Annotated in this window: 20 protein-coding genes; 12 read left to right on the forward strand and 8 right to left on the reverse strand. The window is 74.6% G+C overall.

Going from position 1 to position 20,421, the window contains the following annotated elements; genetic code table 11:
* Positions 1–23: 23 nt before the first annotated feature.
* From kdgD to ABEA81_RS08695, 4 genes are read left to right on the forward strand one after another with little or no spacing between them, the layout of a single operon-like run.
* Entirely contained in the window at positions 24–938 is a 915-nt protein-coding gene (gene kdgD / locus ABEA81_RS08680; protein WP_345604338.1) for a 5-dehydro-4-deoxyglucarate dehydratase, read from the forward strand.
* Complete coding sequence (locus tag ABEA81_RS08685; RefSeq protein ID WP_345604339.1) at positions 938–2,269, forward strand: enolase C-terminal domain-like protein; 1,332 nt, start codon at positions 938–940, stop codon at positions 2,267–2,269. Before kdgD ends, ABEA81_RS08685 begins: the two co-directional genes overlap by 1 nt.
* 55 nt (positions 2,270–2,324) lie before the next feature.
* Complete coding sequence (locus ABEA81_RS08690; RefSeq protein ID WP_345604340.1) at positions 2,325–3,461, forward strand: L-talarate/galactarate dehydratase; 1,137 nt, start codon at positions 2,325–2,327, stop codon at positions 3,459–3,461.
* Between the two features lie 56 nt (positions 3,462–3,517).
* Positions 3,518–4,138 (forward strand): L-threonylcarbamoyladenylate synthase, encoded by a 621-nt coding sequence (locus tag ABEA81_RS08695; protein WP_345604341.1) that lies wholly within the window; start codon positions 3,518–3,520, stop codon positions 4,136–4,138.
* A 19-nt stretch (positions 4,139–4,157) separates the two neighbouring features.
* On the opposite strand, the gene ABEA81_RS08700 is transcribed toward ABEA81_RS08695, so the two are convergent.
* Positions 4,158–4,481, reverse strand: a complete 324-nt coding sequence (locus ABEA81_RS08700; protein ID WP_345604342.1) for a MoaD/ThiS family protein — start codon at positions 4,479–4,481, stop codon at positions 4,158–4,160.
* An 11-nt stretch (positions 4,482–4,492) separates the two neighbouring features.
* Positions 4,493–5,608, reverse strand: a complete 1,116-nt coding sequence (locus ABEA81_RS08705) for a WD40/YVTN/BNR-like repeat-containing protein (protein WP_345604343.1) — start codon at positions 5,606–5,608, stop codon at positions 4,493–4,495.
* Positions 5,609–5,995: 387 nt separating this feature from the next.
* On the opposite strand from ABEA81_RS08705, the gene ABEA81_RS08710 reads away from it, so the two are divergent.
* Positions 5,996–7,453, forward strand: a complete 1,458-nt coding sequence (locus ABEA81_RS08710) for a hypothetical protein (protein WP_345604344.1) — start codon at positions 5,996–5,998, stop codon at positions 7,451–7,453.
* Between the two features lie 31 nt (positions 7,454–7,484).
* Positions 7,485–8,693, forward strand: coding sequence for a cysteine desulfurase-like protein (locus ABEA81_RS08715; RefSeq protein WP_345604346.1), 1,209 nt, complete (start codon positions 7,485–7,487; stop codon positions 8,691–8,693).
* Positions 8,694–8,871: 178 nt separating this feature from the next.
* Here the strand turns inward: ABEA81_RS08715 and ABEA81_RS08720 are convergent, their stop codons facing one another.
* Positions 8,872–9,525, reverse strand: coding sequence for an RNA polymerase sigma factor (locus ABEA81_RS08720; protein WP_345604347.1), 654 nt, complete (start codon positions 9,523–9,525; stop codon positions 8,872–8,874).
* Positions 9,526–9,580: 55 nt separating this feature from the next.
* Complete coding sequence (locus tag ABEA81_RS08725; protein WP_345604348.1) at positions 9,581–10,093, reverse strand: Lrp/AsnC family transcriptional regulator; 513 nt, start codon at positions 10,091–10,093, stop codon at positions 9,581–9,583.
* Positions 10,094–10,160: 67 nt separating this feature from the next.
* Between ABEA81_RS08725 and ald the strand changes: the two genes are divergently transcribed.
* The 4 genes from ald (at position 10,161) to ABEA81_RS08745 (ending at position 14,021) form a co-directional block, all read left to right on the forward strand.
* Positions 10,161–11,294: an alanine dehydrogenase gene (ald, locus tag ABEA81_RS08730; protein WP_345604350.1), complete on the forward strand. Its 1,134-nt coding sequence runs from the start codon at positions 10,161–10,163 to the stop codon at positions 11,292–11,294.
* Between the two features lie 140 nt (positions 11,295–11,434).
* Positions 11,435–12,484, forward strand: coding sequence for a diacylglycerol/lipid kinase family protein (locus ABEA81_RS08735; protein ID WP_345604352.1), 1,050 nt, complete (start codon positions 11,435–11,437; stop codon positions 12,482–12,484).
* An 8-nt stretch (positions 12,485–12,492) separates the two neighbouring features.
* Positions 12,493–13,260 (forward strand): precorrin-6A synthase (deacetylating), encoded by a 768-nt coding sequence (gene cobF / locus ABEA81_RS08740; RefSeq protein ID WP_345604354.1) that lies wholly within the window; start codon positions 12,493–12,495, stop codon positions 13,258–13,260.
* Positions 13,257–14,021 carry a cobalt-precorrin-6A reductase gene (locus tag ABEA81_RS08745; RefSeq protein ID WP_345604356.1) on the forward strand — a complete coding sequence of 255 codons (765 nt, stop codon included), beginning with the start codon at positions 13,257–13,259 and terminating at the stop codon, positions 14,019–14,021. The genes cobF and ABEA81_RS08745 overlap by 4 nt, the downstream gene beginning before the upstream one ends.
* Positions 14,022–14,053: 32 nt before the next feature.
* Here ABEA81_RS08745 and pip read toward each other — a convergent pair whose 3' ends face one another.
* Positions 14,054–15,004: a prolyl aminopeptidase gene (gene pip, locus ABEA81_RS08750; RefSeq protein WP_345604357.1), complete on the reverse strand. Its 951-nt coding sequence runs from the start codon at positions 15,002–15,004 to the stop codon at positions 14,054–14,056.
* 17 nt (positions 15,005–15,021) lie between these two features.
* On the reverse strand, positions 15,022–15,795 hold the full coding sequence (locus tag ABEA81_RS08755; protein WP_345604358.1) for a class I SAM-dependent methyltransferase: 774 nt from the start codon (positions 15,793–15,795) through the stop codon (positions 15,022–15,024).
* Positions 15,796–15,898: 103 nt separating this feature from the next.
* Here ABEA81_RS08755 and ABEA81_RS08760 point away from each other — a divergent pair, with 103 nt between their 5' ends.
* Positions 15,899–16,072 (forward strand): hypothetical protein, encoded by a 174-nt coding sequence (locus tag ABEA81_RS08760; RefSeq protein WP_345604359.1) that lies wholly within the window; start codon positions 15,899–15,901, stop codon positions 16,070–16,072.
* A 3-nt stretch (positions 16,073–16,075) separates the two neighbouring features.
* On the opposite strand, the gene ABEA81_RS08765 is transcribed toward ABEA81_RS08760, so the two are convergent.
* Complete coding sequence (locus ABEA81_RS08765; protein ID WP_345604360.1) at positions 16,076–17,107, reverse strand: DNA polymerase IV; 1,032 nt, start codon at positions 17,105–17,107, stop codon at positions 16,076–16,078.
* 95 nt (positions 17,108–17,202) lie between these two features.
* Here ABEA81_RS08765 and ABEA81_RS08770 point away from each other — a divergent pair, with 95 nt between their 5' ends.
* Complete coding sequence (locus tag ABEA81_RS08770) at positions 17,203–18,888, forward strand: S8 family serine peptidase (RefSeq protein ID WP_345604361.1); 1,686 nt, start codon at positions 17,203–17,205, stop codon at positions 18,886–18,888.
* A 49-nt stretch (positions 18,889–18,937) separates the two neighbouring features.
* On the opposite strand, the gene ABEA81_RS08775 is transcribed toward ABEA81_RS08770, so the two are convergent.
* Complete coding sequence (locus tag ABEA81_RS08775; RefSeq protein ID WP_345604362.1) at positions 18,938–20,398, reverse strand: GDSL-type esterase/lipase family protein; 1,461 nt, start codon at positions 20,396–20,398, stop codon at positions 18,938–18,940.
* Positions 20,399–20,421: the final 23 nt, after the last annotated feature.

Raw genomic sequence — 20,421 nt, forward strand, 5'->3', positions numbered from 1 at the left:
GTCGCGGTTCTTACGGTGACCGCGTGACGCTGCTCCCCCCGGACGTGCTCGCCGACCGGCTCCGGTCCGGCCTCCTGTCCTTCCCGGTGACCCACTTCGACGCCGACCTGCAGTTCGACGAGCCCCGGTACCGGGAGCACCTGGCCTGGCAGGCCGGGTTCGACGTCGCGGGCCTGTTCGCCGCGGGTGGCACGGGGGAGGGCTTCTCGCTCACCCCGCCCGAGGTCGACCGGGTCGTGCGCGCGGCCGTGGCCGAGGTGGGCGACCGGGTGCCCGTCGTCGCGCCGGCCACCGCGGGCACCGCGCTCGCCGTGGCGCAGGCGAAGGCGGCGCAGGACGCGGGCGCGTCCGGGGTGCTGCTGTTCCCGCCCTACCTCACCGAGGCCGGCCAGCGCGGCCTCGCCGAGCACGTCAGCGCGGTGTGCCGGGCCACCGACCTGGGCGTCATCGTCTACAGCCGGGCCAACGCCGTGCTGACCGACGCCACCGTGGCCGAGCTCGCCGAGCGCAACCCGAACCTGGTGGGGTTCAAGGACGGCGTCGGCGACATCGAGCGGCTCACCCGCATCTACGCCCGGCTCGGCGACCGGCTGACCTACATCGGCGGCCTGCCCACCGCCGAGACGTTCGCGCTGCCGCTGCTGCAGCTGGGCGTGAGCACGTACTCCTCGGCGCTCTACAACTTCCTGCCCGAGTTCGCGCTCCGGTTCTACGCCGCGGTGCGCCGGCAGGACCGGGAGACGGTCTACCGGCTGCTGTCGGAGTTCGTGATCCCGTACCTCGACATCCGCGACCGCGGGAAGGGGTACGCGGTCTCGATCATCAAGGCCGGCCTCACCGCCGTCGGCCGGGACGGGGGCCGGGTGCGCCCGCCGCTCACGGACCTCACCGGGGGCGAGCGCGCCGAGCTGGCGACCCTGGTGCAGAAGGTCTCCTGATGGCCCTGAAGATGGCCACGGTGGCGCGGGTGGAGGTCGTTCCCGTCGCGGGGCACGACAGCATGCTGCTCAACCTGAGCGGCGCGCACGGGCCGTACTTCACCCGCACGATCGCGATCGTCACCGACAGCGCGGGACGCACCGGCGTCGGCGAGGCACCCGGCGGGGAGGGGATCCGCCGGACGATCGCCGACGCGGCCGACCTGCTCGTCGGGCGGCCGGTGGCGCGGGCCGGATCGCTGCTGCGCTCCGTGGGCGAGGCCTTCGCCGACCGGGACGCCGCCGGGCGCGGCCTGCAGACCTTCGACCAGCGCACCACGGTCCACGCCGTCACCGCGCTCGAGTCGGCGCTGCTCGACCTGCTCGGCCAGGACCTCGGGGTGCCGGTGGCCGAGCTGCTCGGGGAGGGACAGCAGCGCGCCGAGGTCCCGGTGCTCGGCTACCTGTTCTACGTGGGGGACCGGCGCGCCACCGACCTGCCCTACGTCGCCGAGCAGGACCCGGCCGACGACTGGGAGCGGCTGCGCCGCGAGCCCGCGCTCACCCCGAAGGGCGTCGTGGCGCTCGCCGAGGCCGCCCAGGCGCGGTACGGGTTCGCCGACTTCAAGCTCAAGGGCGGCGTGCTCTCCGGGGAGGAGGAGGTCGCCGCGGTGCGGGCGCTGGCCGCCCGCTTCCCGGACGCCCGCATCACCCTCGACCCCAACGGGGCGTGGCCCCTCGCCGAGGCCGTCGAGCTCTGCCGCGACCTGCGCGGCGTGCTCGCGTACGCCGAGGACCCGGTCGGCGCCGAGGGCGGCTTCTCCGGCCGGGAGACGATGGCCGAGTTCCGCCGCGCCACCGGCCTGCCCACGGCCACCAACATGATCGCGACCGACTGGCGGCAGCTCGCGCACGCCGTGCGCGCGGGCGCCGTCGACATCCCACTGGCAGACCCGCACTTCTGGACCATGCGCGGGTCGGTCCGCGTCGCCCAGCTCTGCGCGGGTTTCGGGCTGACCTGGGGATCGCACTCCAACAACCACTTCGACGTGTCGCTCGCGATGTTCACCCACGTCGGAGCGGCCGCCCCCGGGCCGATCACCGCGCTCGACACGCACTGGATCTGGCAGGACGGGCAGGCGCTCACCCGCGCGCCGCTGCAGATCCGGGACGGGGCCATCGCGGTGCCGGACACCCCCGGCCTCGGCGTCGAGTTCGACCCCGAGGCCTTGGCCGCGGCGCACGAGCGCCACCGCGAACACGGGCTCGGCGCGCGCGACGACGCCGTCGCCATGCGATACCTCGTGCCGGGCTGGGAGTTCGACCCCAAGCGCCCCTGTTTGCTCCGATGACGCAGCCTCGTCCGATGACGCCGCTCGTCCGCTGACCCCTCGGAAAGGTTCCCGCATGTCCGCCGTCCTGGACCGGATCAGCTCGGTCACCCTGTCGTCGGTGACGCTCCCGCTGCCGACCGGCATCAGCGACGCGAAGGTGCTCACCGGCCGCCAGCGGCCGATGACCGAGGTCGCCTTCCTCTTCGCCGAGATCGCCACCGAGGCCGGGCTGGAGGGCATCGGGTTCAGCTACTCGAAGCGGGCCGGGGGACCGGCCCAGTTCGCCCACGCCCGCGAGGTCGCGCCGGACCTGGTCGGCGAGGACCCGAGCGACATCGGCCGGCTGTGGACCAAGCTCGTGTGGGCGGGCGCCTCCGTCGGGCGCAGCGGCGCCGCCACCCAGGCGCTCGCCGCGATCGACGTGGCGCTGTGGGACCTCAAGGCCAAGCGCGCCGGCCTGCCGCTCGCCAAGCTGCTCGGCGCCCACCGCGACTCCGTGCGCTGCTACAACACCTCGGGCGGCTTCCTGCACGAGCCGATCGAGCAGGTTCTCGACAACGCGACCCGCACGCTGGGGTCCGGCGTCGGCGGCATCAAGATCAAGGTCGGCCAGCCCGACCACGCCGAGGACCTGCGCCGGGTCCGCGCCGTCCGCGAGCACATCGGCGACGCCGCCCCGCTCATGGTGGACGCCAACCAGCAGTGGGACCGGCCCACCGCGATGCGGGTCGGGCGGGCGCTGGAGGAGTTCGGCCTCGTCTGGATCGAGGAGCCCCTCGACGCCTACGACGCCGAGGGGCACGCCGCGCTCGCCCGCACCCTGGACACCGCGATCGCGTCCGGCGAGATGCTCACCAGCGTTGCCGAACACGCCGAGCTGATCCGCCACGACGCCGTCGACATCCTGCAGCCCGACGCCCCGCGCATCGGCGGCATCACCCAGTTCCTCAAGCTCGCCGCGCTCGCCGAACACCGGAACCTGCAGCTCGCCCCGCACTTCGCGATGGAGATCCACGTCCACCTCGCGGCCGCGTACCCCTTCGAGCCGTGGGTGGAGCACTTCGACTGGCTCCACCCGCTCTTCCCGGAACGCCTGGAGATCCGCGACGGCCGGATGCACCTGTCCGAGCGTCCCGGCCTGGGCGTCACGCTCAGCGAGAAGGCGCGGGAGTGGACGATCGAGAAGGTCACGGTCGAGAAGCCCCGCTGACCCGCACGGGCGTTTCGATCTGCCGGGAGCGCCCGATCCGTCCTACGCTCCGCCCCATGGCGCGGTACTTCGACGTCCACCCGGTCGATCCCCAGCGACGCGCGATCAGCCAGGTCGCGGACATCGTGCGCGACGGCGGGCTGATCGCCTATCCCACCGACTCGTGCTTCGCTCTGGGCTGCCAGCTCGGCGACCGGGACGGCATCGACCGCATCCGGTCGATCCGCAAGCTCGACGACAAGCACCACTTCACGCTGGTGTGCAGCGACTTCGCCCAGCTCGGGCAGTTCGTGCACATCAGCAACACGGTGTTCCGGGCGGTCAAGTCCGCGACGCCGGGCAGCTACACGTTCATCCTCCCGGCCACCAAGGAGGTGCCGCGGCGGCTGCTGCACCCGAGGAAGAGGACCGTGGGCGTGCGCATCCCCGAGCACGTCGTGACGCAGGCACTGCTCGCCGAGCTGGGCGAGCCACTGCTGTCGTCCACCCTGCTGCTGCCCGACGAACCGGAACCGCTCACGCAGGGCTGGGAGATCAAGGAACGGCTCGACGGCGCGGTGGACGCGGTGCTCGACTCCGGTGACTGCGGCACGGAGCCCACGACGGTGGTCGACTTCTCCGGCGACGAACCGGAGATCATCCGCAGGGGAGCGGGCGACCCGAGCCGCTTCGAGTAGCCCGCGCCCCGCCTGCTCGTCAGCCGCCCGCCATCGCACCCACCACCAGGAACGGCTCCTTCCCCGCGGCCACCTCGGCCGGGAGCGGTGCGTCCGGTTCCTCGTGGGACAGGTCCTCCTCGCAGGCGAAGAACCGCACGAAGGCGCGGCGCCGCAGCGTGGTGCGGTCGCGGATGGTGCCGCGCAGCACCGGGTGGCGGGCCTCGAGGGCGTCGAGCACGGACCGTTGGGTGACCGGCGCCGGCACGTCGAGCCGCACCTCGCCGTCGATCCCGGCCAGCTTCCTCAGGTGCGCGGGCAGCTTCACCCTGACGCCGGTCGCGCTCGTGGATGTGCCGGTCATGACAGCGCCGGTCATGACAGCGTCTGGACCTGCACCGACAGCACGGCGGGCAGGTTCTCGACGATCGGGGCCCAGGTGTCGCCCGCGTCGGCCGAGGCGTACACCTGGCCGCCGGTGGTCCCGAGGTAGACGCCGCACGAGTCCAGCGAGTCGACGGCCATCGCGTCGCGCAGCACGTTGACGTAGCAGTGCTCCTGAGGCAGGCCCTTGGTGAGCGGCTCCCACTCGTTCCCCCCGGTGCGGCTGCGGAACACCCGCAGCCGGCCGTCCGGCGGGAAGTGCACGGAGTCGCTCGTGATCGGCACGACGTAGACCGTGTCCGGCTCGTGGGCGTGCACCTCGATCGGGAACCCGAAGTCGCTGGGCAGGCCCTCGCCGATGTCGTACCAGTGCGCGCCGCCGTCGTCGCTGCGCATCACGTCCCAGTGCTTCTGCATGTAGAGCGTGTCCGGGCGGTCCGGGTGCATCGCGATGTGGTGCACGCAGTGCCCGACCTCGGCGTCCTCGTCCGGGATGCCTTCCGACCGCAGGCCGCGGTTCGCCGGCTCCCACGACGCGCCGCCGTCGGCGGTGCGGAAGACGCCCGCCGCGGAGATCGCGACGTGCATCCGCGCCGGGTCGCGCGGGTCGACGACGATCGTGTGCAGGCACATCCCGCCCGCGCCCGGCTGCCAGCTCGACCCCGAGCCGTGCTCGCGCAGGCCGGGCAGCTCCTGCCAGCTGGCGCCGCCGTCCGTGCTGCGGAAGAGCGCCGCGTCCTCGACGCCCGCGAGCACGGTGTCCGGGTCGGTGGCCGACGGTTCGAGGTGCCACACCCGCGCGAACTCCCACGGGTGCGGGGTGCCGTCGTACCACTGGTGGGTGCCGGGCACGCCGGCGTAGGCGAACTCGTTGCCCACCGGCGCCCAGGTGGCGCCGCCGTCGTCGGAGCGTTGCACGATCTGCCCGAACCAGCCGCCCGACTGCGACGCGTAGAGCCGGTCGGGGTCGGCGGGAGAGCCCGCCACATGGTAGATCTCCCACCCCGCGAAGTGCGGTCCGCTCACCTCCCAGCGCTGGCGCAGGCCGTCCGCGGTGAGCACGAATGCTCCCTTGCGCGTGCCCACCAGCACCCGAACACCGGTCATGGCACTCCTCCTCGCACATCGGTGGTCCCGGCCGGGCTCGTACGCCCGGCGCAGACTTATGACCTCCCATGGCAGCCGAACTCATCGGCGGGGAGCGCTTGTACCACTCCACCGCGGCGAGGCGGCCGCTCGCCACCCGCCGGTAGGCGAAAGGCACCCGAATGGGCTACGGTGCCTGCCGTCCGACGGAGGTCACGGCCGGTCGGGGCCGCCCGTCGCAGGCAGGCGCGCCCTGAGCGCACTTTCCGCTCTTGCGATCGGCGGGAGGCCGCCGCGGGGTAGCGTGCGGTCGCCAGGGCAGCCGGTGACGTTGCCCGAGCGTGACTCACGTCACGCCGCTCGGGGGTGGAACCGGCACGACATCGACCCTTTGGAGAGGACCGGCTGGTGGACAGAGGTTACGAGGGAGACTCGGGCTACCTCGCGCACCTCGGATCCGCTGCGGGCACCGACCGCTGGGATGTCGGCACGGCCGATCGTGACGCCGATCGCGCGGGTGACGACGTGGCCGCGGGGATCGCGCGGCGGCTGCAGGCCCGGCTGGACCGCCACGTCTGGCTGTTGGAGCGGCTGCAGGCCGAGCAGCTCTACCCCGAGCCGCCCGGCCTCCCCGAGCTGCAGGACACGGCCCACCGGATGCGCCGCGACGCCGAGAGCCTGCTGCTGCTCGCGGGCCACGAGCCCGGCGTGCGCTCGGCGGGGCCGCGCCCGCTCGGCGAGCTCGTCTCCGACGCCGCCGCCGTGGCCGAGGAACCCCACCGGGTGGACGTGCGGCCGGCCCCGGCCGCCCTCGTCGCCCCGGCCGCGGGCGTGGAGTTCGTGCACGTGCTGGCGGAGCTGATCGACCACGTCACCGCGGTGTACCCGGGGGCCCGGATCGATCTGGTGAGCTATCTCGAGACCCCCGCGTACGGCACCGGCAACGGCGGCGCCACCGTCGACGTGTTCGTCGACGGCGCGGCCCGCCACGACCCCGAGGGGCTCGGGGGCCGTCGCGCCGCCGCGGCGGCGGAGCAGCTCGCCCGGTGCTCGCGGCACGAGGTCGCCCTGCGCAGGCCCCCGGGTGGCCCGCCACCCACCGGGTCCGGTCTCGTCGCGAGCGTGCACTGCCCACCGTCGGCGGTCACGGTGGAGGAGCCGGTGCTCCCCGCGCCGGAACCCGCGGTGGACCGCACGGGGTTGTCGTCGCTGTCGCTGTCGTCGCTGTCGACCTACGAGTTCGGCTTCGACGCCGGTGGCGGCAACGGTCACGCCAACGGCACGAATGTCGTCAACGGCGGCAACGGCACCAACGGCACGAACGGGACCCACGGCGGCGACGCCACCAACGGCTCGGCCCCGGGCGGCGAGCCGAGCAACGGCAGCGTGCTGCCGTCGCTGTCGTTCGACGAGGCGCCCGCCTACTCGCCGTCGTCCTCCTCGCAGGTGGACGAGCTGTTCGGCCCGTTGCTCGACCTGCCGCTGGAACCCATCGACGACCGGTACGCCACCCCGATCTTCGAGGCGATCGCGTCCGCGTGGTTCCGCGAGGACGAGACGAGCGGGGGATCCGAGTCGCTGGACTGGAAGACCCCGCAGGACGACGAGTGGCGCGAGGCCGCCGCCCGCGCCGCCCGGTCCGAACCGGCGCCCCCCACCACGTCCAGCGGGCTGCCGCGGCGCCGCCCCGGCGACCAGCTCGTGCCGCCGCCGCGCAGCACCGAGAACGGGCGCGGCAGCGTGCCGCCCGTCACCCCGCCCGCCGAACGCGCGCCCGACCGCGTCCGGGACCGGCTCAGCACCTACCAGCGCGGCCTGCGCGAGGGCCGGCACCGTGCCGAGGGCGCGGAGCCCGAGGACTGGTGATCCCGGGCACCCGCCGTGGCAGGGTGTCGGGGTGATCTACGACGTCGCGGCGGTTCGCGCCCAGTTCCCGGCCCTGACGGCGGGGTACGCCCATTTCGACGGTCCGGGCGGCTCCCAGGTCCCCGCCCCGGTGGCGGACGCGGTGCGCCGCACCCTGGTGGCGCCGCTGGCCAACCGCGGCCGGGTCACCGCATCCGAGCGCATCGCCGACGACATCGTCGTGGCCGCCCGCCGGGCCGTGGCCGACCTGCTCGGCGCCGATCCGGGCGGGGTCGTCTTCGGCCGCAGCATGACCCAGATCACGTTCGACGTCGCCCGCACGCTCGCGGCGACGTGGGAGCCCGGCGACGAGGTCGTCGTCACCTCGCTGGACCACGACGCGAACGTCCGGCCGTGGGTGCTCGCGGCGGAGGCGGTGGGAGCCAGCGTGCGCTGGGCGGAGTTCGACCCGGCCACCGCCGAGCTCCCGGCGGAGGCCGTGGCCCGGGTGCTCTCCCCGCGCACGCGGCTCGTCGCCGTCACGGCCGCGTCGAACCTGCTCGGCACCTGCCCGCCGGTCCGCGCGATCACCGACCTCGCGCACGACGCGGGCGCGCTCGCCTACGTCGACGGCGTGCACGCCGCCGCGCACCTGCCCGTGCACGTCGACACGCTCGGCGCGGACTTCTTCGCCTGCTCCCCGTACAAGTTCCTCGGGCCGCACTGCGGGGTGCTGGCCGCGGCGCCCGCCCTGCTCGACGGGTTGCGCCCCCAGAAGCTGCTGCCGTCGCCCGACGTGGTGCCGGAGCGCTTCGAGCTCGGAACGCTGCCCTACGAGCTCCTCGCCGGGACCACCGCCGCGATCGACTTCCTCGCCGGCCTGGCGCCGCCGGGGCCCGGTGACAGCCGGCGCGACCGGCTCCTCGGCGCGATGGGCGCGATCGGGGGCCACGAGGACCGGCTGCGGGAGCGGATCGAGGACGGCCTCGCCCGGCTCCCCGGTGTGACGGTGCTGTCGCGGGCGGCGCACCGCACGCCCACCCTGCTCGTCACGTTCGCCGGCCGGGAGCCGGCCGCCGCGTACGCCTTCCTCGCCGAGCGCGGCGTGCACGCACCGGCCGGCACCTTCTACGCGCTCGAGCCCGCGCGCCGCCTCGGCCTCGGTGACACCGGGGCGCTGCGGATCGGCCTCGCACCCTACGTCGACGACAGCGACGTCGACCGGCTGCTCGCAGGGCTCGGGGAGTTCCTGGAGTCCTAGTGCCCTGAACAACTCGGGCCTACTGCCCGGCGCCCGGGCGGCGCCCTCGCCGCGTCGGACGTCCGCACCGATACAACAGCGGTACCGGCGCGAACGTCCGCCGTGCGATGACACCACCGGGACGCCGCTCGCTACGGCCGGAGTTGCTCAGGCCCCCTTAGGTCGGGCCTCGGCCGGTTCAGGCGACGAACGCCGGGTCGAGCCGCTCGCGCAGGCGGCGCAGGCCGTCGGACGTGTAGCGCTTGACCGCGCCCGCGGACAGCTGCATCACCTCGGCGGCCTCGGCCACGGACAGCTGCCACTGCATCCGCATGACCACGGCCTCGCGTTCGCGGGGGGAGAGCGTGGCCAGGGCGTCGCGCAGCAGGTGGGCGTCGGCGACCTGGGTGGAGACGTCGACGGGCGAGCTGGGCGCATCGGCCTCGCGGTCGGGGTCGTCGATGCTCACGTCGGCCCGGGCCGGGATCACCTCGCGCAGCTCGCGGTTGATCTCGTTGCAGACGGCGGTGAGCACGTAGGCCTGCATGTTGGTGATCTCGGGCGGGTCGCCCTGCTGGCGGCGCAGGATCTTCTCGAAGGCCCGCTGCACGACGTCCTCGGCGCGGCCGGGGTCGCCGACCTTGCGCGTGGCGTAGCGGACCATCGCGGGCGAGCGCTCCCGGTAGGCCGTGGCGAGCCGTTCGGCGAACGCCGCTGCGTCGGCCCGGGACACGCGCCCGATCCGCGACCGGCCGGGCGGCACCAGCCCGAGGACGGTGCCGTCGCCGCGCGCGGCCGCGGCCTGCAGCAGCCGCGAGAGAAGAGGGAATTCCTCGACAGGATCGACGTCCACGCTGCCCCCCCGGAGTGTGATCGGGGCACATCCTACGGGGCCGCCGGTCGGCCGCTCAGATTCCGCGGCGGCCGGCCGCCCTGATGTGTTCGAAGATCAGGTTCGTCTCGGTGCCGGCGATGGCGGGATCGCGGTTGAGGTGGTCGGCGACGAAGGCGCGCAGCGCGTCGGTGCTGGGGGTGGCGACGTGCAGCAGGAAGTCGTTGGCGCCCGCGACGAAGTAGACGTCCAGCACCTCGGGGCGGCCGGAGAGCGCCGCGACGTGCTCGGTGAGGCTCCCACGGGCGTGCGGCTGGAGGCGGATGGCGATCATGGCCTCGAGGTCGTGGCCGAGGGCACGCGGGTCGATGTCGGCGTGGAAGCCGCGGATCACGCCGCTCGTCCGGAGGGCGCGCACTCGGGCGAGGCAGGTGGACTGCGCGATCCCGACCCGGTCGGCCAGCTCCCTGTTCGAGATGCGCGCGTCGTCGGCGAGGGCCCGCAGGATCGCCCGGTCGGTCGCGTCGAGGCGAACGACCTTCGGCCCGAGGGGTCGTTCGGGGCGCGCACCTGCAGGGGGTAGTGGCACGGGAGCAATCTACCGAATCTCCTGCGGATCAGTTGCCGCAGTTCGGCAGTATCTTCATCCTCGGAGCATGAGGATCGGTGTGGCCCGCGAGGTCAAGAACCACGAGTACCGGGTGGCGCTCACCCCGGCCGGGGCGCAGGAGCTCACGCGCGCCGGACACCACGTTCTCGTCGAGCGCGGCGCCGGGGTCGGCAGCGCGATCAGCGACGCCGACTACGAGGCGGCGGGCGCGCACATCGTCGGCGGTGCCAACGGCAACGGGGCCGACGAGGTGTGGGGCGCGGCCGACCTGCTGCTCAAGGTGAAGGAGCCGATCGAGCAGGAGTACCACCGCATGCGCCGCGACCAGGTCCTCTTCACCTACCTGCACCTGGCGGCGTCCGCGGAGTGCACGCGGGCGCTGCTCGACGCGGGCACCACCTCGATCGCCTACGAGACCGTGCGCCTGCCCGACGGCAGCCTGCCGCTGCTCGCGCCGATGAGCGAGGTGGCGGGCCGGCTCGCGCCGCAGGCGGGCGCGAACGCCCTCATGCGGGCGGCAGGCGGGCGCGGCGTGCTGCTCGGCGGGGTGCCCGGCGTGCGGCCGGCGAACGTCGTGGTGATCGGCGCCGGCGTCGCGGGCCAGAACGCGGTCGCCATGGCGGTCGGGCTCGGTGCCGACGTCACGGTGCTCGACCTCGACCTCGGCAAGCTGCGCCGGATCGACGAGCGCTACGCGGGCCGGGTCCGCACCCTCGCCTCCAACAGCCACGAGCTGGAGAAGGCCTGCCTGGATGCCGACCTCGTGATCGGCGCCGTCCTCGTGCCCGGCGCCCGCGCCCCGCGGCTCGTGAGCAACGACCTGGTGCGCCGGATGAAGCCCGGCTCCGTGCTCGTCGACATCGCGATCGACCAGGGCGGCTGCTTCGAGGACTCGCGTCCCACCACGCACGCCGACCCGACCTACACCGTGCACGGCTCGGTCTTCTACTGCGTGGCCAACATGCCGGGTGCCGTCCCGCACACCTCGACGTACGCGCTGACCAACGCCACGCTGCCCTACGTCCTGCGCCTGGCGAACCTCGGCTTCGCCGATGCGCTCGCGGCGGACCCCGCGCTCGCCGCCGGCCTGTCGACGCATCGCGGCGCGCTGACGAACCTGCAGGTCGCCCACGGCCTCGGGCTGCCCTACGCCGACCCGCACCACCTCGTCGCCGCCTGAGCAGCACGCCGGGTTCCGCCGTGGTTCCCCGGGGTTCCGCGGTGGTTCCGCGGTGGTTACCGTCACGCGGTGGGGTACGCCGTCCGGTTGTGTGGCGTAGGCCGCGCGCCGTGAGCCGCGCCGGCGCATAGGGTTCCGCCGTGAACGAGTGGTGGCTCCTCGCGCTCGCGGCGCTGCTCGTGCTCGGGCTGCTCGTGGGTGTCGCGGTGATCCGGGGGCGCCGGCGTGCCGCCGACCCCGACTCGCTGACGGCCGAGCCGGAGGACCGCCCGCTCGCGGCCGTGGTGGTGAACCCCACGAAGATCGAACCGGGCACGCGGCAGCGGATCGAGTCGGTGTGCACGGGGCTCGGCTGGGCCGACCCGCTGTGGCTCGAGACCACGGTGGAGGACCCGGGCACCGGGCAGGCGGAGCTCGCGGTCGAGAAGGGCGCGGACGTGGTGCTCGCCTGTGGCGGCGACGGCACCGTCCGCTCGGTCGCCGAGGCGCTGGTGGGAACCGGGGTGGCGATGGGGCTCGTGCCCGTCGGCACCGGCAACCTGCTCGCCCGCACCGTCGGCATCCCGGACAACGTGGCCGCCGCCACGCGCGTGGCCCTCACCGGTGACGACCGGACGATCGACGTCGGCCGCATCCGGATCGACGGCTCGCCCGAGGAGCGGGTGTTCCTCGTGATGGCCGGCACCGGCTTCGACGCCGCGATCATGGAGAGCACCCCGGAGGCGCTGAAGGTCAAGGTCGGGCCGCTGGCATACGTGATCTCCGGGCTGCGCGCGATGCGCGGGCGCCGCATGCGCGTGACCCTGAGCCTCGACGACGGCCCACCGCTGCGCCGCCGCACCCGCACCGTCCTCGTCGGGAACAGCGGCACCCTGCTCGGCGGGCTGGTCCTCATGCCGCGCGCGACGATCGACGACGGTGTCCTCGACGTCGTGAGCCTCGCACCGGGCACGGTTGCGGGCTGGGTCGCGGTGGCCCTGCGCGTGATCACGAAACGCCCCAGGGGGCACGAGCGCGTCGAGCACTGGCAGGCCCGCTCGATCGTGGTCCGCACCGAGGCCCCCCAGCCGTGCCAGGTGGACGGCGACCCGGTGGGCAACGTGCAGGAGCTGTCGATCCGCGTCGAGCCGCACACGCTGGTGCTGCGCGTGCCGGACGTGCCGCCGCCGGGCGCGCCGGACGCGGGATAGGAGCCGGAGTGCGCACGGTTTACGTGATCGGTGTCGGCGCGGGCGACCCCGAGCACCTCACGCTGCAGGCGGTGGCCGCGATGAACCGCGCCGACGTGTTCTTCACGATCGACAAGGGCGAGGCGAAGGCCGAGCTGAGCGGCCTGCGCGCCACCCTGCTCGCCCGCCACGTGACGCGGCCGCACCGGGTGGTCACCGCCCGCGACCCGGAGCGCGACCGCGACGCGCCGAGCGGGCGCTACGCCGGTGCGGTGGCCGACTGGCAGGAGCGCAGGGCGGCGCTCTACGAGCGGATGCTCGCCGACGAACTCGGCGAGGACGACCGCGGCGCCTTCCTGGTGTGGGGCGACCCGGCGCTCTACGACGGAACCCTGCGGATCCTGCAGGGGATCCGGGAGCGGGGTGCCGTCGCGTTCGAGGTGGTCTCGATCCCGGGGATCAGCGCCGTGCAGGCGCTCGCCGCCGCGCACGCGATCCCGCTGAACCGGGTCGGGCGGGCGGTCATCGTCACGACGGGGCGCAGGCTCGCCGACGAGGGGCCGCCCCCGGGGGTGGACGACGTCGTCGTCATGCTGGACGCGGTGGACGCTTTCGCCGCGTTGCCCGGCGACGGCTGGGACATCTACTGGGGTGCCTACCTCGGCACGCCCGACGAGGCGCTCGTGCACGGGCCCCTGGAGCGGGTGGGGGAGGAGATCGTGCGGCTGCGCGGCGAGCTGCGCGCCCGCAAGGGCTGGATCATGGACACCTACCTGCTCCGCAGGCGGACCCGGTGACCCCGCGGAACGTCCTGGTGCTCGGCGGCACCCACGAGGCGCGCCGGCTCGCGGCCACCCTGCACCGCGATCCCGCGTTGGTCGTGACGTCCTCGCTCGCCGGGCGGGTCGCGGTGCCGAGGCTGCCCTGCGGCGACGTCCGCATCGGCGGCTTCGGCGGCGCCGACGGCCTCGCCGCCTGGCTGCGGGGGCACCGCACGGACGCGGTGGTGGACGCCACGCACCCGTTCTCCGCCCGGATGACGGCGAACGCGGTGGCGGCCGCCGCCGCCACCGGCGTGCCGCTGGTCGTGCTGCGGCGGCCCGGCTGGACCGAGGGACCGGGGGACCGCTGGCACCGGGTGCCCGACCCGACGGCCGCGGCCGCGCTGGTACCGCGGCTGGGGGCGCGCGTGTTCCTCGCCATCGGCAGCGGTGATCTCGCCGCGTTCGCCGGCCTGGACGCCTGGTGCCTCCTGCGTGCGGTCGACCCGCCGCCCCCGCCGCTGCCGGCCAGGCACCACCTCGTGCTCGCCCGCGGCCCGTTCACGGCCGATGCCGAGCGCGCGCTGCTGCGGGAGCACCGCGTGGAGGTGGTCGTCGCGCGGGACAGCGGCGGCGAGCTCACCGCGGCGAAGCTGGTGGCCGCGCGGGAGCTCGGCCTGCCCGTCGTCCTGGTCGACCGGCCGCCCGCGCCGGACGCGCCTGCCGTCGCGAGCGTGGAGGAGGCGGTGGCCTGGCTGAGCGCGACGCTGGCGGAGCCGGATGATCAACTCCGGTGATCACCGCGAGGTACGGCAAGGGGCGGCGGTCCTCAACGGGCGGCGAAGCGGTCGAGGGCGGCCCCGATGTGGGCGCGCACGGCGTCACTGCCCGTGTGCCCCGAGTCCTCGACGATCACCAGCTCCGCGTCCGGCCAGGCGCGGGCGAGCTCCCACGCGGTCTGCGGCGGGCCGCCCATGTCCAGGCGCCCGTGCACGAGGAACCCGGGGATGCCGGCGAGCCGCCCGGCGTCGCGCAGCAGGGCGCCGTCCTCCAGCCAGGCGCCGTGGGAGAAGTAGTGCGTGCAGATGCGCACGAACGCCAGCCGGGCGAGCGGCGGGCGGTCGCCGTATGCGCCGGTGTGGGCGTTCGGCTCCGCGGAGATGACGGCGTCCTCCCAGGCGAGCCAGTCCCGGGTGGCCCGCTCGCGCACGGCGGCGTCGGGGTGTGTCACCAGGCGCGCGTAGGCCGCCACGAGGTCGCCGTCGCGTTCGGCGGGCGGAACGCCGTCGCGGAAACGCTCCCACGCCTCCGGGTAGAAGCGCCCGACGCCGCGGTAGAGCCAGTCGATCTCCGACCGACGGGTGGTGGTGACGCTCGCGATCACGATCTCCGAGACGCGGTGCGGGTGCCGCTGCGCGTACGCGAGGATCAGCGTCGACCCCCACGACCCGCCGTGGAGCAGCCAGCGCTCGATCCCGAGGTGCTCGCGCAGCCGCTCCATGTCGGCGATCAGGTGCTCGGTGGTGTTCCCGCCCATGTCCGTGGCGGGGTCGCCCGCGTGCGGGACGCTGCGCCCGCAGCCCCGCTGGTCGAGCAGCACCACCCGGTAGCGGCGCGGGTCGAACGCACGGCGGTGGCCCGGCGTGCACCCGGAACCGGGGCCGCCGTGCACGACCAGCGCGGGCTTGCCGTCCGGGTTGCCGCAGGTCTCCCAGTGGACGCGGTTGCCGTCGCCGACGTCGAGCATCCCGTGGTCGTACGGCTCGATGGGCGGGTACACGCCCCGGACGGTAGTGATCAGGCGGGGCGGGCCGCGAACAGGATGTGCGTGCCGCCGTCGCGCGCGCCCGGCTCGGCGCACGCGGCGACCTCGTGCTCGACGAAGCGCCGCCAGGCGGCCCGGTCGGCGGCGAGGTGGGCGAGCGTGTCGGGGTGCCCGGCCGACGCCCAGTTGCTCGCGCTGCCGTCGACGAGCTCCCCGCCCGCCGCGTGGACGAGCTGCACGACGTCCGACCAGCGGTACCTGCGATCGGTGGTCTCCCGCCCGTCGAGCGCGGACGGCTGGTGGCGCCACGACCCGAGCAGCGACAGTACCGACGCGACGACGACCCCGTCCGGCGTGACGACGCGCAGGAGCCCGCGCAGCGCACCCACCGCGCAGCAGCGCACGGCCGACAGCGGCCCCCCGTAGGCGAGCACCACGTCGAACTCGCCGTCGGCGTAGCGGCCCACGTCCGCGCCGTCGAGGACCTCGCGCCGCAGCACGCTGCGCTCGGCCGGGGTGCCGCGCACCCTGCGCTGGTGGGCGGCGAGGAGGGCGGACGACGCGTCGGTGACCACGACGCGGCACCCCCTGGCCGCGAGCTCGGTGGTGAACCGGTGGGCTCCCGCCCCGATCTCCAGCACGCGCGCACCGCGCGGGACGAACCGGCGCAGGAACCGGCGGTGGACCTCGCGGCTCACCCAGCCGCACGCGTCGGTGCCCGGGCGGGCGGACCCCTGCTCACCGAGCCGGTCGAAGTGCCGGTCCAAGTGCCTGCGCACCGCCCCCACCGCCGCACTGTGATCCACGCGACCGACGATGCGTGGAGCGGGCTGAGGTGCCTCTCAGTTCGCGGCGTGCCACCGAGGCGCGGCGACCGGGGGCGAAACGTTCACGAGCGGCAACGGCGCGATGGACGCCGACGGGTGGCCGTTCCAGCGCATCGACTGCGTGTTCGTCCGCTGCGGTGACGGCGGTCTGCCCACGCTGCGTGTCGCCGGCTCCCGTCGCGTCTTCGACCGACCCGTCGACGACGTGTGGGCGAGCGACCATTTCGGCGTGCTCGCCACGCTGGAGCCGCGATGACGGCTATCCGAACTCCGCCCGCACCCCCAGCAGCCGTACCGGGCGGCGGGAGCCGAACAGCTCGAGCACGTCGAGCGCGGCCGCGGTGAACCGGTCGGCGTCGGTGGTGGGTGCCTCGAGGGTGGCGCTGCGCGTGTAGGTCGAGAACGGCGCGAACCGGACCTTCACCGCCACCCGCACCGCCGGACGGCCCGCGGCGTCGATCTCCGCCGCCAGGCGCCGGGCGAGCGCGGCCACCTCGGTGCGGACGTCGGCCCAGTCGGTGAGGTTCTCCTGGAACGTCGTCTCGTGGCTGCGCGAGCGCGGCACCCACGGGGTGCCCTCCACCACCGCGCGGCCGATCCCGCGGCCCAGCTGCACGTACCAGGGCCCCAGCGCCGGACCCAGCTCGGCGGCGAGTGCCGCCGGGTCGGCCATGGCCAGCTCCCGCACGGTGGTGATGCCGCGGTCGGCGAGCTTGCGCGCCGTCTTCGTGCCGATGCCCCACAGCGCCCCCGTTGGGCGGTCGAACATCACCTCCGCCCAGTTCCCGGCGGTGAGCCGGTACGCGCCGTCGCCGGTGGGCGGCTTGGCGAACTGCGTGGCGAGCTTGGCGCGCAGCATGTTGTCGCCGATCCCGATCGAGCAGTGCAGCCGGGTGTGCTCGAGGACCTGGGCCCGGATCGTGGCGGCCAGGTCCTCCGGGTCGTCGGTCTCGGCGCCGACGAACGCCTCGTCCCAGCCCATGACCTCGACGACCACGCCCGGCCGCGCCCGCAGCGTGGCCATCACCTCCTCGGAGATCTCCTCGTAGTGCGCGTTGTCGGCGGGCAGGAACACCGCATCCGGGCAGCGCTTCGCCGCCGTCCGCAGCGGCATGCCGGAGCGCACCCCGTACTCGCGCGCCTCGTAGGAGGCGGTGGCGACGACCGCCCGCTGCGTCGGGTCGCCCTTCCCCCCGACGACGACCGGCCGCCCGGCCAGCTCCGGGTGGCGCAGGACCTCGGCAGCGGCCAGGAACTGGTCGAGGTCGACGTGCAGCACCCAGTAGGCCACCACGTCAGTGTGCCGTGACGGTCCGACCACCCCGGATGTCCTATCGTCATCGACCGACCCCGGATCCCGGGGCGTCGGGGGAACCGGGAGGTCGCGTGAAGAGCCCTCGCGCAGTGGGGTGGGCGATCGCGGCCACCGTCGCCGTCGTCGCCACGGCGGGCGCGGCGTCCCTCACGCAGGCTCCCGCGGCCACCTCGGCGGCCCCCTACGCGATCCCGGCGACCTCGGTGCCGGCGGGCCACGCCACCTTCACCGTCCTCCTCGACGGCCCGGCCGCGCGCGACGGCGTGGTCTCCGCGATCGAGGCCGCGGGCGGGCACCTGCTGCGGGAGAACACGGCCGTCGGCGCGCTGGTGGTGGACGCCCCACCCGCGGGGTTCGTGGAGCGGGTGGCCGCGGTCGAGGGCGTCTTCGGCGCGACGCCCGCCCAGGTGGTGGGCACGGCCGGGTCCGCGCCGGCCACCCCCCGCGCGGGCGCCGCGCTCACGCTCCCCGCTGCGGCCGGGCCGAAGGGCCTCGACCCGCTCGACACGCGGCTGTGGGGCCTGTCCATGATCCGGGCCGACGCCGCGCGGGCCGTGCAGCCGGGCGACCGCCGCGTGCTGGTGGGCATCGTCGACACCGGGATCGACGGGAGCCAGCCCGACCTCGCCCCGAACCTGGACAAGGGGCTCTCGCGCAACTTCGTCACCGACATCCCCACCGACCCGAGCGGTGCCCAGCTGGACGGCCCGTGCGAGTTCGACGGTTGCGTCGACCCGGCCGATCACGACGGCGGCGGCCACGGCACCCACGTCGCCGGCACGGTGGCGGCGGCTGCGAACGGGTCCGGCGTCTCCGGGGTGGCGCCGAACGTCACGCTGGTGAACCTCCGCGCCGGGCAGGACGCGGGCCTGTTCTTCCTCCAGCCCGTCGTCGACGCCCTGACCTACGGCGCCGACATCGGCGTGGACGTGATGAACATGTCGTTCTACGTGGACCCGTGGCGCTACAACTGCATCGACAACCCGGCCGACCCGCCCGCGGCGCGGATCGAGCAGCGCACCACCGTGGAGGCGATCAACCGGGCGCTGGAGTACGCGCACGCCAAGGGGGTCACGCTGGTCGGGTCGCTCGGCAACGAGAACGAGGACCTCGGCCACCCGCGCCAGGACACGAGCAGCCCGAACTACCCCAGCGGGTCCGACTACGCGCGCCCGGTCGACAACGCCACCTGCAGCGACCTGCCGGTGGAGGGCCCGCACGTCATCGGGGTGTCCGCCGTGGGGCCGACGGGGGAGAAGGCCGACTACTCGAACTACGGCGTCGAGCAGATCTCGGTGGCCGCCCCCGGCGGCAACGGCGACCTCGGCGGGAACCAGGACATGATCCTCTCGACGTACCCGAAGAGCATCCTGCAGCAGGAGGGTGACGTCGACGCCGCAGGCGAGATCACCCGGAAGGGCACGGCGGGCGGCGTGCAGAAGGTCTGCGGCGCCGACCCGGCCGCCGGCTGCGGGTACTACGCCTACCTGCAGGGAACGTCCATGGCCGCGCCGCACGTCACCGGGGTGGCGGCGCTGGTGGTGAGCCGGCGCGGCGTGCCCGACCCCCACCACCCGGGCGGCCTCACGATGGACCCGGACGCGGTGGAGCGGGCGCTCACCGGGTCGGCGCACGAGACCGCCTGCCCGGTGGCCGCCCCGCCGACCGCACCCTGTGAGGGCCCGGCGAACTTCAACGGGTACTACGGCAACGGCATCGTGGACGCGAAGGCCGCGCTCGAGCAGCCCGCGGGGTAGAGCGCGCACGGGCGGATTCGCGACCCTGCCAGGGCTGCCGCCCGCGCGCTCACCCCGACGCTGGGGGCGCGATCTGGCGCACCACGGACGAGGCCATGCGCAACGACCCGATCCCGGTGGGGTGGAACGGGAACGGGTCGGCCATGCCCTGCAGGTCCGGCCCCAGCCCGTCGGTGCCCTTCTCGCACAGCATGGCGAGCTGGGGGTCGGCCACGGCGAAGCCGTACTTCTGCGCTCCCGCGGCGAGGACGTCGTTGAGCTGCTGGTTCCGGTCGTTCAGCAGCTCGATCTTCACGGGGTCCAGGCCGGGGAAGCCCTCGGCGCGGGTGTCGGCGCAGTCCGCGCCGGGCGGGAACGCGCCGTACGACGTCATGATGATCACTTGTGGCCGGCCGGGCAGCTCGTTGAGGTCGATCAGCAGGTCGCCGTAGACGCGGTCGAAGGCGGCGAGGCGGTAGTCGAACTCGCCCTGGGTGAGGCGGTCGGAGCAGTCCGGGACGCCGTAGCAGTAGCGCAGGAAGTCGATCCAGCCCACGTCGTTCGGGCCGATCGCGACGACGACGAACCGCAGGTCCTGCGCCTGTTTGAGCACCCCGACCTGGGCGGGCACCGAGCGGCCTCCCGCGTCCTGGGGTCCGCGCAGCCCGCTGGTGACGGTGGCGCCGGGGCAGGCGAGGTTCAGCACGCGCGCCGACGTCAGGTGGCCGACCTCCGCGGCGAGCGAGTCGGTGCTGCGCCCGCAGGCCGCGTCGTCGGGGGTGCCGTCGGCCACCGGCGGCCCGCCGAGCCGGGATGCGCGCGAGTCGCCGATCACGGCGCCGTCGAAGCCGGTGATCGGCGGACCGACGGGGTCGGGGGTGAGGTGGTAAGCGCCGACGAGCTGGGCGAGGGAGGTGACGCCGCGCAGGCCCTGCAGCGACCCGGTGACGGCGAGCGCCCCCGAGACCAGCCACGCGAGCACCGCGGTGACCAGTGCGATGACCGTCATCCGGCGGGCGGCGCGCACGCAGTAGGAGACGATCTCGTGCAGCGGCTCGTGCTCGCCGCCGTGGGCGCGGCTCTGGCGGCGCAGCACCACGAGCGTGCGGATGCCGGCGGCGCCCCCCGCGGCCGCGAGGGTGAACGCGATCAGGCCGAGCCCGCCCAGGACGTACCAGGTGAGGAACCCGCGGGAGACCGCGGAGATCGCGTCGTCCTGTGCCTGCGGGCCCGCGACGGGGTCGAAGACGGCGGCCGCGGCGGCGTTGCGCTGCACCGGTCCCATCGTGAGCTCGGGGCGAAGCGGGCCGTAGATGTGCATCTGGTCGATGTCGAGCGCGGTGTTGCCGACCTGCACGAGCCGGGCGGGCCCGGCGACGGACAGGTCGGGCGGCCGGGCGCCGACGGAGATGTGCTGGCCGAAGACGACGAGCTCCTGCGCCGGGGTGAGCGCGACCGTGACCGGGATGCCGACGCACAGGCAGAACAGGACCAGCACGATGGTCGGCCAGGAACGCAGCTCCCTGAGCACTGTGCGCCGGCTGCGCTGAGCGT

This window comes from Pseudonocardia adelaidensis (genome assembly GCF_039543345.1).
Classification (GTDB): domain Bacteria; phylum Actinomycetota; class Actinomycetes; order Mycobacteriales; family Pseudonocardiaceae; genus Pseudonocardia; species Pseudonocardia adelaidensis.